The organism is Bacteroides sp. HF-4919 (assembly GCF_018860125.1).
The window spans coordinates 184645-201484 of sequence record NZ_JAHKNF010000005.1; the positions used below are offsets into that span (position 1 = coordinate 184645).

At 46.1% G+C, this 16840-nt stretch carries 9 protein-coding genes; 8 read left to right on the forward strand and 1 reads right to left on the reverse strand.

What is annotated here, in order from left to right:
* The first annotated feature begins 32 nt into the window (after positions 1-32).
* The 8 genes from pulA to KO473_RS10670 all read left to right on the forward strand — a co-directional run bounded on the left by pulA (position 33) and on the right by KO473_RS10670 (position 14261).
* Positions 33-2033 carry a type I pullulanase gene (gene pulA, locus KO473_RS10635; RefSeq protein ID WP_005780569.1) on the forward strand — a complete coding sequence of 667 codons (2001 nt, stop codon included), beginning with the start codon at positions 33-35 and terminating at the stop codon, positions 2031-2033.
* Between the two features lie 179 nt (positions 2034-2212).
* The gene (locus KO473_RS10640) at positions 2213-2770 is read left to right on the forward strand and encodes an RNA polymerase sigma-70 factor (protein ID WP_005807607.1); all 558 of its coding nucleotides are present in this window, start codon (positions 2213-2215) and stop codon (positions 2768-2770) included.
* Positions 2771-2859: 89 nt separating this feature from the next.
* On the forward strand, positions 2860-3858 hold the full coding sequence (locus KO473_RS10645) for a FecR family protein (RefSeq protein ID WP_005821151.1): 999 nt from the start codon (positions 2860-2862) through the stop codon (positions 3856-3858).
* A gap of 137 nt (positions 3859-3995) precedes the next feature.
* A complete protein-coding gene (locus KO473_RS10650) occupies positions 3996-7433 on the forward strand; it encodes a TonB-dependent receptor (protein ID WP_216035110.1) in 3438 nt (1145 codons plus the stop codon).
* 14 nt (positions 7434-7447) lie between these two features.
* Entirely contained in the window at positions 7448-9313 is a 1866-nt protein-coding gene (locus tag KO473_RS10655) for a RagB/SusD family nutrient uptake outer membrane protein (protein ID WP_005821147.1), read from the forward strand.
* 106 nt (positions 9314-9419) lie between these two features.
* The gene (locus KO473_RS10660) at positions 9420-10976 is read left to right on the forward strand and encodes a beta-N-acetylhexosaminidase (RefSeq protein ID WP_005821145.1); all 1557 of its coding nucleotides are present in this window, start codon (positions 9420-9422) and stop codon (positions 10974-10976) included.
* Between the two features lie 15 nt (positions 10977-10991).
* Positions 10992-12506, forward strand: a complete 1515-nt coding sequence (locus KO473_RS10665) for an arylsulfatase (protein ID WP_005821144.1) — start codon at positions 10992-10994, stop codon at positions 12504-12506.
* Between the two features lie 300 nt (positions 12507-12806).
* A complete protein-coding gene (locus KO473_RS10670; RefSeq protein ID WP_005821143.1) occupies positions 12807-14261 on the forward strand; it encodes an ATP-binding cassette domain-containing protein in 1455 nt (484 codons plus the stop codon).
* Between the two features lie 219 nt (positions 14262-14480).
* Here the strand turns inward: KO473_RS10670 and KO473_RS10675 are convergent, their stop codons facing one another.
* Positions 14481-16823 carry a PDZ domain-containing protein gene (locus KO473_RS10675; RefSeq protein WP_005821141.1) on the reverse strand — a complete coding sequence of 781 codons (2343 nt, stop codon included), beginning with the start codon at positions 16821-16823 and terminating at the stop codon, positions 14481-14483.
* Positions 16824-16840 lie beyond the last annotated feature (17 nt).

Below are 16840 nucleotides of genomic sequence, written 5' to 3' on the forward strand. Positions count from 1 at the left end.
AATCAGATAATAATTTAATAGAGAGAAAAACCATGAAAATGAACTATCTTGCCTTTATCGGAGTGACTGCGGCCACGGCTGTAGTCAGTTGTACTCCTGCCAAGAAAGAATATGCGTCTTATGAGCTGTATCCGGTGCGTTCGGGCAGTCTCACGGAGATGGAGTATTCACCGGAGGCTACTAAGTTTATCCTTTGGGCACCTACCGCCGATGAAGTTCGTCTGATGTTGTTTGATTCGGGTGAAGGAGGGCATGCTTACGAAACAATTCCTATGGAGCCGGGGGAAGAAGGCACTTGGACAGCAACGGTCAGTAAAGATCTGATGGGGAAATTCTATACATTCAATGTCAAGGTAAACGATAAATGGATGGGAGATACGCCGGGTATCAATGCCAAAGCGGTGGGGGTAAACGGAAAGCGTGCCGCCATTATCGACCTGAAATCCACCGATCCGCAGGGGTGGGAAAACGATCAGCGTCCGCCGTTGAAATCACCTGCGGATGCAGTCATCTACGAGATGCATCATCGTGATTTTTCTGTTGACTCCACGTCGGGCATTCGGAACAAAGGGAAGTTTCTGGCTCTGACCGAACATGGGACACTGAATCCTGCCAAGTTGCTTACCGGTATTGACCATCTGGTGGAACTGGGAGTCACCCATGTACATCTCCTGCCATCTTATGACTATGCCTCAGTGGATGAAACCAAACTGAATGAAAATAAATACAATTGGGGATATGATCCGCAAAATTACAATGTGCCCGATGGTTCGTATTCTACTGATCCTTATGATCCGGCTGTTCGCATCCGTGAATTCAAACAGATGGTGCAGGCGCTCCACAAAGCCGGTATTCGGGTAGTACTCGACGTGGTGTACAATCACACGTACAATACTGACGGAAGCAACTTTGAGCGTACGGTTCCGGGATATTTCTATCGTCAGAAACCCGATGGTTCGCTGGCAAATGGTTCGGCTTGCGGCAACGAAACGGCAAGCAACCGTCCCATGATGCGTAAGTATATGATCGAATCCGTGCTCCACTGGATTAAAGAATATCATATAGACGGTTTCCGCTTCGACCTGATGGGCATTCACGACATCGAGACAATGAATGAAATCCGCAAGGCAGTCAATGCCATTGATCCTTCTATCATTATTTATGGTGAAGGTTGGGCTGCGGAGGCACCACAGTATCCGGGGGATTCGCTGGCTATGAAGGCCAATACTTTCGAGATGCCCGGTATTGCCGCTTTCTCCGACGAACTGCGTGATGCGTTGCGTGGTCCTTTCAATGATAACCATAAAGGGGCTTTCCTCGCCGGAATTCCCGGTGGAGAAGAAAGCATTAAATTCGGAATTGTCGGAGCTATCCAGCATCCTCAAGTCAACAATGACTCTGTGAATTACAGCAAAGCTCCTTGGGCTGCCCAGCCGACTCAAATGATCAGTTACGTGTCCTGCCATGATGATATGTGCCTGGTGGACCGTCTGAAGTCAAGTATTCCCGATATTACTCCCGAACAGCTTGCACGGCTCGATAAACTGGCACAAACGGCGGTGTTTACCTCGCAAGGTATTCCGTTCATTTATGCTGGTGAAGAGGTGATGCGCGATAAGAAAGGGGTGCATAATAGTTTTGAAAGCCCCGATTCCATTAATGCCATCGATTGGAACCGCAAAACCCTCCATGAAGATGTGTTCACTTACTATAAACGTCTGATCAGTCTTCGTAAGGCACATCCCGCTTTCCGTATGGGCGATGCGGAGATGGTGCGTAAATATCTGGAATTTCTTCCGGTGGAGGGCACTAACCTGATAGCTTTTCGTTTGAAAGACCGTGCGAACGGAGACTCTTGGGACAATATAATCGTAGTGCTCAATGCTCGTTCCGTTCCTGCCAAACTGACAATACCTGAAGGCAAATACACCGTTGTCTGCAAAGATGGGGTAATTGATGAGCGAGGTTTGGGGCTGTTGTACGGTCCGGAGATAACGGTTCCGGCACAGTCGGCACTGATCATTCACCAGTAGTATCAGTGATATGGAGAAAGCCCGGAGATAATCCGGGCTTAACTTTGTAAATGCTGATAATAAAAAATTGTAAGGGCATAAAAAACAAATATAAAGTTAACCTAAGTGGATTATCTCTAAAAAAACTGTCCTGATTTGTGGGATATGTGTGCATAGAGCAATCTTAAAATATCTGTATGATGAAATTTATAAGGAAGTCTCCGGCCGATATGGATAATCTGGAAAGTCCTCAAAAGTTTGAGGCTTTTTTTCTGGATTATTACCCTCGAATAAAAGGGTTCATTAATGGCTTGTTGCAGAATGCTGAAGAGGCGGAAGATATCTCTCAGGATATTTTTGCATTATTGTGGCAGAATCGGGGAAACTTGAAATTGATAGACAATCTGGATGCATACCTGTTCCGTATTGCCCGGAATGCGGTTTTCCGGCATATCGAACGTTCCCTGCTATTTCAGAATTATCAATCCTGGCAAACATCGGATGATCATCCGGAACATTGTGAAACAGAGGCGGAACTTGATGCAAAAGAATTGGAACTGATCATAGCCATCGCTGTGGAGAGAATGCCTGCCCAAAGGAAAAAGATCTACCGGATGAGCCGCGAACAGGGACTGAGTAATGAGAAAATAGCCCGTGAATTAAACATTAGTAAGCGTACGGTTGAAAATCATCTGACCCAGGCTCTGGCCGATATACGCAAAATATTGCTCTTGGTTATTATGGCTACTATCGTATAAACTTAGTAGTTTATTCCAAAAAAATCTCTTTCGGACTGTGTGTGTTTGGCGGGTTACGTATCTTATATACATAACCCATAAAATATACTATGTCTGACGCATACAAAATTATACGCAACTTTATGGCTTTTACAGCCAGTCCGGATCTTAAAAGCAAAGTCTGGACATGGCTCCTTGATTCGTCCGGCAAGGAACGGAAAGAAAAAGCACTCCATCAGATATGGGATGATTATCATCCTGCGGCAGATGCCTGTACCCGACATTCTTTACGGAAGTTTCAAAAAAAAGCAGGCTTTCCTTTATGTAAGCCGTCAAACCTTTATCGGTGGGCACGTATAGCAGCTTTTCTACTTATTCCGTTGGTGTCCATTGCTACTGCCTATGTATATGTCAGGCTGCATACGCACGATGTCCGTTTTGTCGAATGTATTGTCCCCAAGGGTGAACAAAAAGAAGTCACACTTCCCGATGGTTCGGTCATCACCCTGAATTCCGGGTCTGTATTTTTATATCCCACACATTTTACAGGCGACACTCGTTCCGTATATCTTTCGGGCGAGGGGCATTTTAAGGTTGCACCAGACAAGAAACTTCCTTTTGTGGTAGAAACTAATCACCTGGATGTCTGTGTGCTGGGTACTCAGTTTAATGTGCAGGCGTATCCTTTGGATAAGAGAACGATTACCACATTGGAGACCGGTTCTGTTGCCGTTAGGAAGAAGAATCAGACGGATTGTTTTGTTACTTTAGAACCCAACCAGCAACTGGAGTATGAAAACCGGGATGGAAAGTTTTATAAAAGGAATATAGACGCCTCCGTCTATTCGGGCTGGACTAAGGGTGAAATGAATTTTGTCTCTCAATCATTTAGGGAAATCCTGAAAACGCTGGAAAGAAGATATGCCGTATCCATCCGGTTATCATCCGATCTGACAGAATCGGACCGTATCAACTCGGATCTTTATACAATAAAGTTTAAGTACCGTGATAGTATCTTTCATGTTTTGGACATTGTGACAAAAACTGTAGGAGGTATCACCTATAAAGTGGGGAAGGACGAAACCATATCTATTTGTCCGCTAAAATAAAAGAAAGGAGAGCTGCCATATGAAAAAAAGGGAACCGGAAACAAATTACCACACCCATTTCCGATCCCCGAAATCAATCAAAAACTTTTTAACCTTTAGAGACTTTAAACAGTATTAATTGATTAACTCACAAAATTATGAAATTAAAAATCAATTTAAGGAATATTTTATCCGTAAAAATTCATAAAATAGTCCTTTTACTTCTCGCTTTATGCATTTATAACACTGCTTACGGGCAGAATCAGCGAATAAGTGTATATGGTAACAATCAATCTTTGCAAAAAGTATTCGAACAGATAGAGCAGCAAACCAAGTTAAGTGTGACATACAATCAGACCAAGCTGGATGTAAACAAGAAAATTAAGGAAAACTTTATAGACAAAAAGCTTTCTTTTGTGATGGATGCTCTTTTGAAGAATACCGGGTTTACTTGTAACTATGAACCTGAACATATAGTTATTACTCCTTCTGTGCAGCCAAAAGAGAAAGCTGCTGCCAAACAAACTGTCCAGATGAAAAAAATAATGGGTAAGGTAACCGGCATTACCGGTGAGCCTCTCATAGGGGCCAATGTACTTGCCATAGGCAGTAAGCAGGCTACGATCACGAATCTCAACGGAGAGTTCACGTTAGAAGTTCCTGCGGACGGCAAGCTGCAGGTTACGTATATCGGTTATTTGCCGCAAGAGGTCAGTACCAATGGAAAAACTCAAATCGTCATTCAGTTGAAAGAAGATTCACAATTGATGGATGAAGTAGTGGTTGTCGGCTTCGGAACACAAAAGAAGGTCAATCTGACGGGAGCGGTTACAGCTGTTAATGTGCAGGAAACATTAGGAGATCGTCCGATAGCGAATATTACGGCGGCCCTGCAGGGAGTTGTTCCCGGGTTAAAAATTGAAGGTGCAACCGGTACGCCCGGTGACAATCTATCGTATAATATTCGTGGAACCACTTCTATCAACGGTGGTGGTCCGTTGGTGTTGGTCAATAATGTACCGATGGATATAAATATGATTGATCCGCAGGATATAGAATCGGTTTCTGTTTTGAAGGATGCTGCTTCTGCAGCCATTTACGGGGCACGTGCGGCATTTGGAGTGATCCTTATTACTACTAAACAAGGCAAAAAGGATATGGCGCCTAAATTCAATTATAATAATAATTTCTCGTTCTCCAAAGCATTGGAATTACCTCAAAAAGCAAACCCGTTGGAGTCCGTATTGGCATATAAAGAAATGGGATGGCCCAATGATACATATGTGGATGGCAAGAATATACCTCAGTGGGAAACGTATGTACGTGATTATATGGATAATCCTTCTAAATATCCTCAAGGCTACATTTTCGATGAAAAAGGAAATCTGTTCCTGATGAGAGAAAACGACATGTTTGCGGATATGATGGAAAATTATGGTTTTATGAAAAACCATAGCTTCTCGGTTTCGGGCGGAGGTTCCAGAACGAATTACCGCATCGGTTTGGGATATACCAATGAAGACGGAATCCTGATTACGGATAAGGACCGGTATGAACGTGCCAATCTGTCGAGTTTTCTTAGTGTGGAGGTCAACAAATGGCTGACAACTCAGTTGGATATACGGTATGCTAATTCTACCCAGAACAAAGTGGAACAAGGCGGAAGGAATGGAGTCTGGGGAAGTGCCATGCAGCTTCCTTCTTATCAGAATATCTCGCCTTATGAAGTGGACGGGATTACTTATCCCGCTGAAACTTCCGCTACTTATATTCGCTATGGGGAACCGCGTATCGTTAAAAAAACTGACTTTAGAGCCTTGGGACGCATTATTATTTCACCTCTGAAGAACTTGAAGATAACAGGTGAATATACATACAATAGGGTGACAAATTACAACCGTATGTATGTGAAGCAGTATAAATACATAGGAATGAATTTTACTGGTATCCTGAATAATACGGAAAATACCCGGTATGCTCTGACTCAGGGATTTAACAACTACAATGCGATCAACATTTTTGCAAATTACGATTTTTCAATAGGTAATCATAATATAGGGGTGATGGGGGGATTCAATCAGGAAGAGAATCACGCCGAATCACAGTGGACGGAAAGAAAAGATGTATTATTGAGCAACCTGCCGTCCATATCGGGAGCTACCGGAACTACAACGGCTACAGACACATTCAATGAATATGCCCTTAGGGGACTCTTTTACCGTGTTAACTATTCGTACAAAGACCGTTACATGGTTGAAGCCAACGGACGTTATGACGGAACTTCACGTTTCCCTAAAAACAATCGGTTTGGTTTTTTCCCTTCTTTCTCGGGAGGATGGCGCATATCGGAAGAGTCTTTTATGGCAGGAACCCGGAGTGTTCTGTCTAATTTAAAGTTCCGTGCATCTTGGGGATCGATAGGAAATCAGATTATCTTGCTGTCTGATGGCTCGCCGGACAATTATCCGTATATACCGGAAATGGCTCCGGGATTAACTAATTGGTTGGTAGGCGGTAAAAAACCTACGACTCTCTCTACGCCGCCGATGGTCAGCAGTGCGTTTACCTGGGAGAAAGTATATACGCTTGACTTCGGTGTCGACTTCGGATTTTTTGATAACAGGTTGAACGGGACTTTCGACTGGTATCGGCGTGATACGAAAGGAATGTTGGCGCCGGGTATGGATTTGCCTTGGGTGGTGGGAGTAGCTGCTGCCAAGCAAAATGCCGCAGATCTGAAAACCTATGGTTGGGAACTGGAACTCAACTGGAGAGACCGCATTAAAGATTTCAGTTACCGTATCGGATTCAACCTTTACGATTCGCAGAGCGAGATTACCAAGTTCAACAATGAAACCAATTTGTTGGGTACTTATCGGAAAGGGCAGAAGATTGGTGAAATCTGGGGATATGTGACCGATCGTTTTTATAGAGAAGACGATTTCAATGCCGATGGAACTCTTAAAGAAGGCATTCCTATCCCTAAAGGAGCTGGGAAAGTGTATCCGGGAGATGTGCTTTATAAGAATTTTGATGATGATGCCACTACCATCTGGAGTGGAAAAGGGACAGCGGACGATCCGGGCGACCAACGTATTATCGGTAACTCTACGCCGCGTTTCCATTATGGCATCAACGCAGGCTTGAGTTGGAAGGGATTTGATCTTTCCATTTTCCTTCGTGGTGTGGGCAAACGCGACTTTTGGCGTACCGATCAGATTGCATGGCCTACCGCTACATGGGGAAGTTTGTTTAAAGAAACTCTTAATTTCTGGACACCAGAGCATACGGATGCTTATTTTCCGAGAGTATATGCAAACAATGGTGTGAATACCGCTACGAACCGCTGGAAGCAAACCAAATATCTGGCCAATGCGGCTTATGTGAAACTGCAAAACATCACTTTATCCTATACATTGCCTAAGGTATGGACTAAGCAGATTTACTTTGACGAAGTCAAGGTCTTTTTTAGTGGGGAGAACCTTCATACATGGGATCATTTGCCGGAGGGCTTAGAGTCGGATATGCTTTCAAAGGGAGCATGGGAATACCCGTTTATGAAGAAATTTTCACTTGGATTTAATGTCACATTCTAAATAACCGAAATAGTATGAAGAAATATACATTTGCCCTGTTTATATTCTGTGCGATCGCTTTGACCGGTTGCTTGAACAATGATTTTATGGAAAGGTATCCGTTGGGCAATCCGACGGAAGAGACGGCCTTTGTGACGTATGATAACTTCAAGGCGTATGCTTGGGGACTGTATGAAACACTTCCTACATTAGGATATGGTGATACTTCGACGGATGACATTTCATACAATCAAACGCGGGGAAGCAGCGAAAGCAACTGGATCAGGGGGCTGGTTACTGTGCCCGATAAGCGTGACGGCACAGCTTGGAACTATTATGGCTTTATCCGCCGTGTCAATCTGATGCTGGGGCGTATAGACGCTTCTCAAATGACTGAAGTAGAGAAAGCGCATTGGAAAAGTGTCGGATACTTCTTTCGTTCATACCGCTACTTCTCACTGTTGTCCGCTTACGGCGGGGTACCTTGGATTGACCGGGTGCTGAGTGATAATGATACGGAGTTGATCAACGGTCCCCGTGCTTCCAGAGACGAAATAGCGAAGCATATCCTTGAGGATCTGCAATATGCCGAACAACATATCAACGTCAATGGTGATGGCGAAAATACGATTAATAGAGCTGTCGTACAGGCTTTTATGTCCCGTTTTTGTATTTTTGAAGGCACATGGAGGCGGTATCACGGATTGAATGATGCCGATATTTATCTGAAAGAATGTAAACGGGTGTCTGCCGAGGTCATGAAGTCTTATCCGGAAATTTGCAACAACTACGACGATCTGTTTTGTTCGCTTGATTTGAAAGACGTACCGGGAGTTATACTCTATCGTGAGTTCTCAAATGCGGAAAATGTTGTGCATGCTGTCAGCATTGGAGGAACAACCGGGGCGTCTTACTATAATCCGACCCGTGATTTGGTGGACAGTTATCTTTGTTCGGATGGTAAAACCCGTTGGAACAGTCCGCTTTTCCAAGGAGACAAAGACATGTACAGTGAGTTCAGTTGCCGGGATCATCGACTTTGGCTGCAAGTGACCCCTCCTTTCAGAGTAGATCGTTCGGCTTCTACCGATGCGTGGGGTAACAAGTGGAAGTTCACCGATGTCGCTAAGGACAGGAGTTTCATCGATAGCTTGAATATCCGGTTAGGAATAGGGTATGGAAGTGGCAAAGAGAGACAGAAGACACTGCCTTTCCGCCAAGGGTATGACGGAGGTATTCTGGGAGCAGTTCCACATTTCGATTTCTATTTGGAGAATCAGCCTTGGTACAAGTCTGCATTTGGGTATAATAACTGGAAGTATTATTGCACTTACCTGTCGATGGGATCGCAGCGAAATGAAGAGACCGATATGCCACTGTTCAGGGTGGAAGAGGTGATGCTGAATTATGCCGAGGCAATGTGTGAGTTGGGTGAATTCGATCAGTCGGTAGCCGATCAGACGATCAATAAACTGCGTAGCCGTGCCAACGTAGCGTCTATGAAGGTGGCGGAAATCAATGCCGGTTTCGATCCTAAACGTGATTTGGGAGACCCTTCTTATCCGGGTGATTATGCTGTCGATCCTTTATTGTGGGAGGTCCGTCGCGAACGGCGTATCGAGTTATTCTCCGAAGGGTTCAGGTTTGATGATCTGCGGAGGTGGAAAAAGTGCCATTACGCATTAAAGAAGAAGCTGGGTATGTACGTCAAAGCATCGGATTTTCCGGCCGGAACGAAGGTGACGATTGACGGAGGAGGTGTAGAGGGATATCTTGAATTCCATCCTGTACAAACCCATACTTGGCCCGAATATTATTATCTGAATCCTATTCCACGTAATGAAAGGGTGCTGAATCCTCAGTTAACCCAAAATCCGGGTTGGGATGACGGAGTAAAGTAGGAACTTTTCCTGATTGACAAATGGTTTTAACCGTGTGATAAGAGACTGTCCGTAGAAATTCTTATCTTTGGGCTGTTTCTTGTCACACTATAAATACTATGTTTAAATGAAATACCTGATTTTAATACTGTTTTTCCTCGGTTCGCACGCCATCCGCCTATGCGGACAAATCATCTTGCCTACACCTGACTACCTTGAAAAAGCCAATGGACAGTTGCAGTTCCAAGGTGCCATACGGATGCATGCTCAAGATACTTCCGCTTCTTTCCTACGTTTGTTTTATGAAAAACTGATACCGGAAAGTGATATGGAATGGTGTGGAGAGAAGGAGCATAGCCAAATCTGCTGGGAGAAAGATACTACACTTCCGGCAGAGGGATATCGCATTCTTGTTACTCCTGCGAAAATAACTGTTTGTGCGGCAGATAACGCCGGTTTTATTTATGCCATTCAGAGCCTGAGACAATGGAGCATACGGGTAGGAAACAAGTTGATATTCCCTTGTGTAGAAATTACTGACTTTCCGCGGGTGAAATGGCGTAGCTTTATGCTGGATTCGGGACGTCAGTACCAGAAGGTCTCTACCATCAAGAAGTATATCGATATGGCTTCGATGCTGAAAATGAATTACTTTCATTGGCATCTGACCGAGGGCCTCGGCTGGCGTATCGAGATAAAACGCTATCCGCTCCTGACTCGGATCGGAGCTTTCGTAGGACAGGGACCGGAGCAACAGGGCTTCTACTCTCAGGAAGAGGTGAAAGAGATTGTCGGCTATGCGGCGGATCGAGGCATTACGGTTGTTCCCGAGATCGACATGCCCGGACATGCCGAGGCGGCGCTCAATGCGTATCCTGGGTTGGGATGTTTCAACATTCCGGTGAAAGTACCCCAAAGCGGTTTTACACAGAATATTTTTTGCGCGGGCAAAGATAATACACTCACTTTCCTGCAGAATGTACTGGACGAAGTGTGCCGGATGTTTCCGTCCGTCTATATTCATCTCGGAGGCGATGAAGCACCTAAAGGAAACTGGGATAAATGTATGGATTGCCAGGCACGGATTGCGAAAGAAAAATTAAAAGGCAGCCATGACCTGCAATTATGGTTCTCGGCCCAAATGGCAGATTACCTGAAGCGGAAAGGGCGAAAGGCAATCTTTTGGGGAGATGTGATTTATAAAGACGGTTATCCGTTGCCGGATAATGTGGTTATACAGTGGTGGAACTGGAGAGGACATAAGGATCTGGCTTTGAAGAACGCTGTCAGGCATAATTACCCGGTGATTTGCGGTACGAACTATTACACCTATCTCAACTTTCCCCTAACTCCTTGGAGGGGATACGACAAGGACCGCACTTTCGATCTGGAGGACGTATATCTGCATAATCCGTCCTATAGGCGGCAGGAAGAAAATCCACTGATCCTCGGAATGAGTTCTGCATTGTGGACAGACGATGGAGTGACGGAAGATAGGATTGACCGTCGTGTCTTTCCGCGTATTCTCGCACTTGCCGAACAAATGTGGTATTCCGGCAAACCGTTAAGTTTCGATGAGTTTTACGGTAAAGTTCTTCTGAAACAGCCATGGTTCGAACGGCAGGGATATGCATTCGGTCCTGCCTTGAAAAAAGAGGTAGATGTAAACTATAAATGGGACTAAAAAAAGAAACCAATCATGAAAAGAATAGAAATCTATATCGGACTATCTATATTTGCTTTATCGGCCAAAAGCCAGGTGAAAGAATCTCGCCCCAATGTCATATATATCATTATGGATGATTTGGGTTACGGGGATATCGGTTGTTATGGTTCGGAGAAAATAGAAACGCCGAACATCGACCGTTTGTGTAAAGACGGCATCAGTTTCACCCAGCACTATACCGGATCGCCTGTTTCGGCACCGGCACGCTGTGTGCTGATGACAGGTATGCATTCGGGACATGCACAGATACGGGCCAATGATGAAATGGCATACCGGGGAGCTATCATGAACTATGACTCCATGTATGTGCATCCGAGTCTGGAGGGACAGTATCCTCTGAAGGCCAATACGATGACTATCGGAAGGATGATGCAGCAGGCGGGGTATGTCACCGGATGTTACGGGAAATGGGGATTGGGTGCTCCGGGATCGGAGGGTACTCCCAATAAACAGGGATTCGACAGTTTTTACGGATATAACTGTCAGCGGCAAGCGCACAGTTACTATCCGGCCTTTCTGTATAAGGATGAAGACCGTGTATATCTGAACAATAAAGTTCTTGACCCTCACACTGCCCGGCTGGATCCCGGAACAGATCCCCGCGATGAAGCCAGTTATGCCAAATTTTCACAGAAGGAGTATGCCAATGACCTTATTTTTGATGAGCTGATTTCGTTTGTCGGACAGAACAAGAAGAAGCCTTTCTTTTTGATGTGGACTACTCCGCTTCCGCATGTGTCATTACAGGCACCGGAGAAATGGGTGAAACACTATGTCGAAAAGTTTGGAGACGAGGCGCCTTACACCGGGAAAGCCGGATATATGCCTTGTCGGTATCCGCATGCTACTTATGCTGCCATGATCAGTTACTTCGACGAACAGATAGGCAGATTGATAGAGAAACTCAAGGCAGATCATTTGTATGACCATACTATCATCATGTTCACTTCCGATAACGGTCCGACCTTTAACGGTGGAAGCGATTCGCCATGGTTCAATAGTGGAGGCCTTTTCAAGTCGGAGTATGGCTGGGGAAAATGTTTTGTACATGAAGGCGGAATACGGATACCCGCCATCGTTACTTGGCCCGGAAAGATCAAACCTTCCACTCAGACCGACCATATCTGCGGATTTCAGGATATGATGCCTACCTTGGCGGATATTGCGAAGGTTGATTGTCCGCCGACTGACGGAATCAGTTTCCTGCCCACTCTGCTCGGCAAGACCGGAGAACAGAAAGAACATGCATACCTGTATTGGGAATATCCCGATCCGGTGATCGGTCTCAAAGCCATTCGCATGGGTAAGTGGAAAGGAATTGTCAACAACATCCGTAAGGGCAACTCTACAATGGAACTTTATGACTTGGAGAGTGATCTCAGGGAAGAACATGATGTAGCTGCCGAACATCCCGATATCGTCCGCAAGCTGACGAAGCTGATGGAAGAGTCGCACACCGAACCGGAGAACCCCAAATTCAAGTTCTGATCGGCCGCGATCGTCCGAAGCCTTACGGGAGGGTGAGTTCGTGGAGGTTGTCAAAACTCACCACAGAGGGCGAAGAGTAACACAGAGGCGATTTAAGTTATTGATTATTGGTGAAAAGGCTCTGTGCTACTCTGTGGTAAGAAAAGTTTCGACGCATCCCCTTCCGGAAAGATCAGCAGAGGCCGCCGAAGACGGATAAAAGCGTATAAATATGCCCCTCCGATTGATTTTTTACCCTTATTCTGTCTCTTTGTGCGGATTTTGGTATAATTTTGCCCCGCCCAATAATGAAATAGGATCATGGAACAATACACATTCAGTATAGCGGGTGGCGTGGCACGCAACCCGCTTGTGCGTTTGGCACAACCAGTCACGGCGCAAATCGCTACCGGCGAACATATCGCTATCGTAGGACCCAATGGGGGAGGGAAAAGCTTGTTTGTAGACACGCTTTTGGGTAAATATCCTTTGCGTGAGGGTACATTGGACTACGATTTTTCTCCTTCTTCTACCCGGACGGTATATGATAACGTGAAATATATTGCTTTCCGTGACACCTACGGGGCGGCGGATGCCAACTATTACTATCAGCAACGCTGGAATGCCCACGATCAGGAAGATGCCCCCTCTGTGCGGGAGATGTTGGGAGAGATCAAGGATGAAAGACTGAAAGAGGAATTGTTCGAACTCTTCCACATCGAGCCATTGTTGGACAAGAAGATCATCCTTCTTTCCAGTGGCGAATTACGTAAATTTCAACTGACTAAAACCCTCCTGACAGCTCCTCGGGTATTGATTATGGACAATCCTTTTATCGGTTTGGATGCGCCTACCCGTGAATTGCTTTTCTCGCTGCTCGAACGTCTCACCCGCTTGTCATCCGTGCAAATCATTCTTGTGCTTTCGATGCTCGATGATATCCCTTCGTTCATTACCCATGTGATTCCGGTAGAAGACCTGCACGTGCTTCCGAAAATGGAAAGGGAGGCTTATCTGGCTTCATTTTGTGTGACCAATGAGGCCGAAGTCCTGGACGCACTGCAACAGCGTATAGCCGGATTACCTTATGACGGAGCAAACTATGACTCCGAAGAGGTGGTAAAATTAAATAAGGTCAGCATCCGTTATGATGACCGTACCATCCTGAAAGAACTCGACTGGACTGTCCGTCGGGGCGAGAAGTGGGCATTGAGCGGAGAAAACGGTGCCGGTAAATCTACGTTGCTTAGTTTGGTTTGTGCGGATAATCCTCAGTCGTATGCCTGTGACATCAGCCTTTTCGGACGCAAGCGGGGTACAGGTGAAAGCATTTGGGAGATAAAAAAGCATATCGGTTACGTCAGTCCCGAAATGCACCGTGCTTATCTAAAGAATCTACCGGCCATTGAGATTGTAGCTTCCGGGTTGCATGACAGCATCGGCTTGTATAAGCGTCCACAGGAAAGCCAGATGGCCACCTGCGAGTGGTGGATGGATGTGTTTGGCATTGCCGCTCTGAAAGACAGACCTTTTCTTCAACTCTCGAGTGGTGAACAGCGCTTGGCATTGCTGGCCCGTGCTTTCGTGAAAGATCCGGAATTACTTATTCTGGACGAACCGCTGCACGGACTCGATACGTACAATCGCCGGCGGGTGAAAAAGATCATCGAGGCCTTCTGCTGCCGTGAAGATAAAACGATGATTATGGTAACCCATTATGAGTCGGAACTGCCCTCTGTCATTACCGATCGCCTTTTTCTAAAGAGAAATCGTTGAGCGTGACGGGCGGCAACGCCTGTTTTGGGTTATGTTGTTTATCAGTGGATTAATCTTTCCCTGTGGCGCATGGTGATATACACTCTGTTATATTTTAAACCAACGCCTCCTGCCTTTCAAACCTATGGTCCTTTGGTTTAAAAGGCAGGCATGCCCGTATGCGTGATGGGTGTCCTTCGCCGAAACGGGCTCCACTGATGCCCTTAGCCGTATCTTGCTTTACATCGTTACCTCATTTTCTTTCTGATTTCGGAAGAAGATGATCCGGAACTTGCTGCCTTCGGGTGACTTCCGGGTCTCGGTTTCTATATCCGTCCGGTTATTCATTGGTTTGCCGTTAATGCTCAGAATCACGTCATTGGCTTGCAGGGCGGTTATTCCCTTTTCGATCTTCACTACCAGTATACCTCGTATTTTGTCGAGTCCCGTGGCCGAACGTTCTCCTTCGGTCGACACCTCTTTCAAGGTTAACCCCTTCCACGAATACGTCTGTACTGTCTCTGGTTTTTCTTCCGGAATTTTGAAAACCGGCAATTCCGGAGTAGCCGCCAAAGCTTTCAGGTGTGGGCATTGTACGCCGAAGTGCTCCATATCGAAATTCCGGAAACCCGTCTTCAAGGCAGGCGAATTTTCTTTTACCCGGTAGTCTCCTTTTTCAGGAGCAATGAAGAGCGGATCACCGTAAAGTGAATGGAGGTCCGTTCCTCTGTTTTGCGCCTGCTCCAGTCCTTGCTCGGTGACAAAAAAGTTAGTGTCTGTTTCCTTTCCCCATTCTTTTACCTGAATGGGGCGATAGGGAGTCGTGACGATGTTGTGACGGAAAATGTCTTGAGAGTTTGCAAACCAAACGTGCGGATGGAATGTGTTGTTGACCATAATGTTGTTTTCCACCGTTCGCGCGAAGCCTTCGCGCAATTTCAATCCTCCGTGTAGGCAGAGGTTGTTGTAGATGTGATAGTTGGAAGAACCGTCGTCCAGATCGATGTCCCATCCATGGTCGCACCTCCAGCGGTTGTTGCGGATGACAGTCGTTTCGGTAGCGTCCCGGAATACCATTTGAGGATGTTCTTTCGCGAACTCATCCATCACATTCCGGTCGGGATGCCAATAGCGGTCGCGTCCCCAGGAGTTGAAGGACCCGTGGTCGCCTGTCTCGAGTACGGTGTCGAACACATCGTTTCCTTCTATCATATGTCCTCCCCAGGTACCTTCACTGACGTTGATGCCGGCACGGGGCAGGTCGTAAATACTGTTGTTACGGATGGTGATTCGTGCGGACATAGATAGCTGGATACCGGCTCCCTGCTTTTCTATCTCTCCGATCGAGTGAATCAGATTGTCGTCCACCAGGCAGTCTGAGGGATAGTCGGGGGTGAGAGGGCCTGTCCCTTTATCCATCTGCTCCCAGGTTTGCGACTTTCCGTACTCGAACAGAGGGGAACGGACGGCATCCGGAGAGCCTACAAAGCAAACGGCACTGGCTCCTATACGGGTGATATGATTTTGGCTGACACGGTGGTTGCGGTTATAATTGGAGAAGAAGATAGCATTGCCTCCTATATCGTGCAGGTAGCAGCCGTTTACAGAGCATTTTTCGGCATTTTCAATTATCAGGGCTCCTCCCCGATAGATTTTCCAGTCACTGCGCAATAGGGGTTCATTGGTTTTCATAAAGGTGCGCAGGGTTTGTGTCAGTTCCAAATGGTCTACGGATACGTGACGGACCGGATTTCCGGGTTTTCCTTTCAGGATAAAGAGGGTTTCTGTCTGCGGCACTTCGAACAAGGCGGTTTGCAGATTGAGTTCTCGTGGCGGATAGAAATAGAGTGTATGGGTTTCTTTATCAAAATACCATTCCCCTTCGGCATCCAACTCTTCAAAGATGTTTTCTACCATGCGGTAAGTGTCGTGCATACCCATCTGGCGGTTGTTCTGAAATCCGCCTTTCAGTATCAGTTCGCCTTTGGCGTCTTTGCCTTCGATGCTGTATTGGTAGCCTCCCCATTCTCTGCTGTGCATGGCGTGCAGATAACCTCCCGCGGGGTTGCTCCAGTTTTTCACACGTTCGGGCGAGCAGGCGTCAGCTGCATATCCGTTGAAGATGCGTATATTCGGATCAAAATTCGGATACCGTGCCGATATCTGTTTTTTTCCGTTCACAAAGAGCTGGTCGGGGATCAGTTCTTCTTCCACTTGGGTCTGCATGATACCGTTTTTATACTCTTTCCAACACAGGTTCCGGAGTATACGCGAACCACTGATGACCGCCTTTTGTCCGGGATACGAAGAAAAACGGACCGGATGTTCGGGTGTGCCCGAAGTCTCGTTTGTGATAAGAATCGGAGTGGACAGGTAGTTGGTGCCTTCGCAGTAGATGGTGATGGAACGCCGGCCGGCCTGCCGTGAGGCCTTTTTCCAGGCATATTCTAAAGTAGCCATCGGCTTTTCCGCTGTTCCGGGATGATGGTCGCTGCCCGAAGGTGATACATAGAGTGTTATCTCTGTTTGGGCGGATAGCAGACCGGATACGAATAGTAGTAATGGAAAAAAGAGTTTTCTCATGTGTTGTTCATTTAGAA

Excerpts from the sequence above, each read along its gene's own strand:
- KO473_RS10675 (WP_005821141.1), bottom strand. The coding sequence starts at position 16,823 with ATGAGAAAACTCTTTTTTCCATTACTACTATTCGTATCCGGTCTGCTA.
- KO473_RS10670 (WP_005821143.1), top strand. The coding sequence starts at position 12,807 with ATGGAACAATACACATTCAGTATAGCGGGTGGCGTGGCACGCAACCCG.
- KO473_RS10640 (WP_005807607.1), top strand. The coding sequence starts at position 2,213 with ATGAAATTTATAAGGAAGTCTCCGGCCGATATGGATAATCTGGAAAGT.
- pulA (WP_005780569.1), top strand. The coding sequence starts at position 33 with ATGAAAATGAACTATCTTGCCTTTATCGGAGTGACTGCGGCCACGGCT.
- KO473_RS10660 (WP_005821145.1), top strand. The coding sequence starts at position 9,420 with ATGAAATACCTGATTTTAATACTGTTTTTCCTCGGTTCGCACGCCATC.
- KO473_RS10645 (WP_005821151.1), top strand. The coding sequence starts at position 2,860 with ATGTCTGACGCATACAAAATTATACGCAACTTTATGGCTTTTACAGCC.
- KO473_RS10650 (WP_216035110.1), top strand. The coding sequence starts at position 3,996 with ATGAAATTAAAAATCAATTTAAGGAATATTTTATCCGTAAAAATTCAT.
- KO473_RS10655 (WP_005821147.1), top strand. The coding sequence starts at position 7,448 with ATGAAGAAATATACATTTGCCCTGTTTATATTCTGTGCGATCGCTTTG.
- KO473_RS10665 (WP_005821144.1), top strand. The coding sequence starts at position 10,992 with ATGAAAAGAATAGAAATCTATATCGGACTATCTATATTTGCTTTATCG.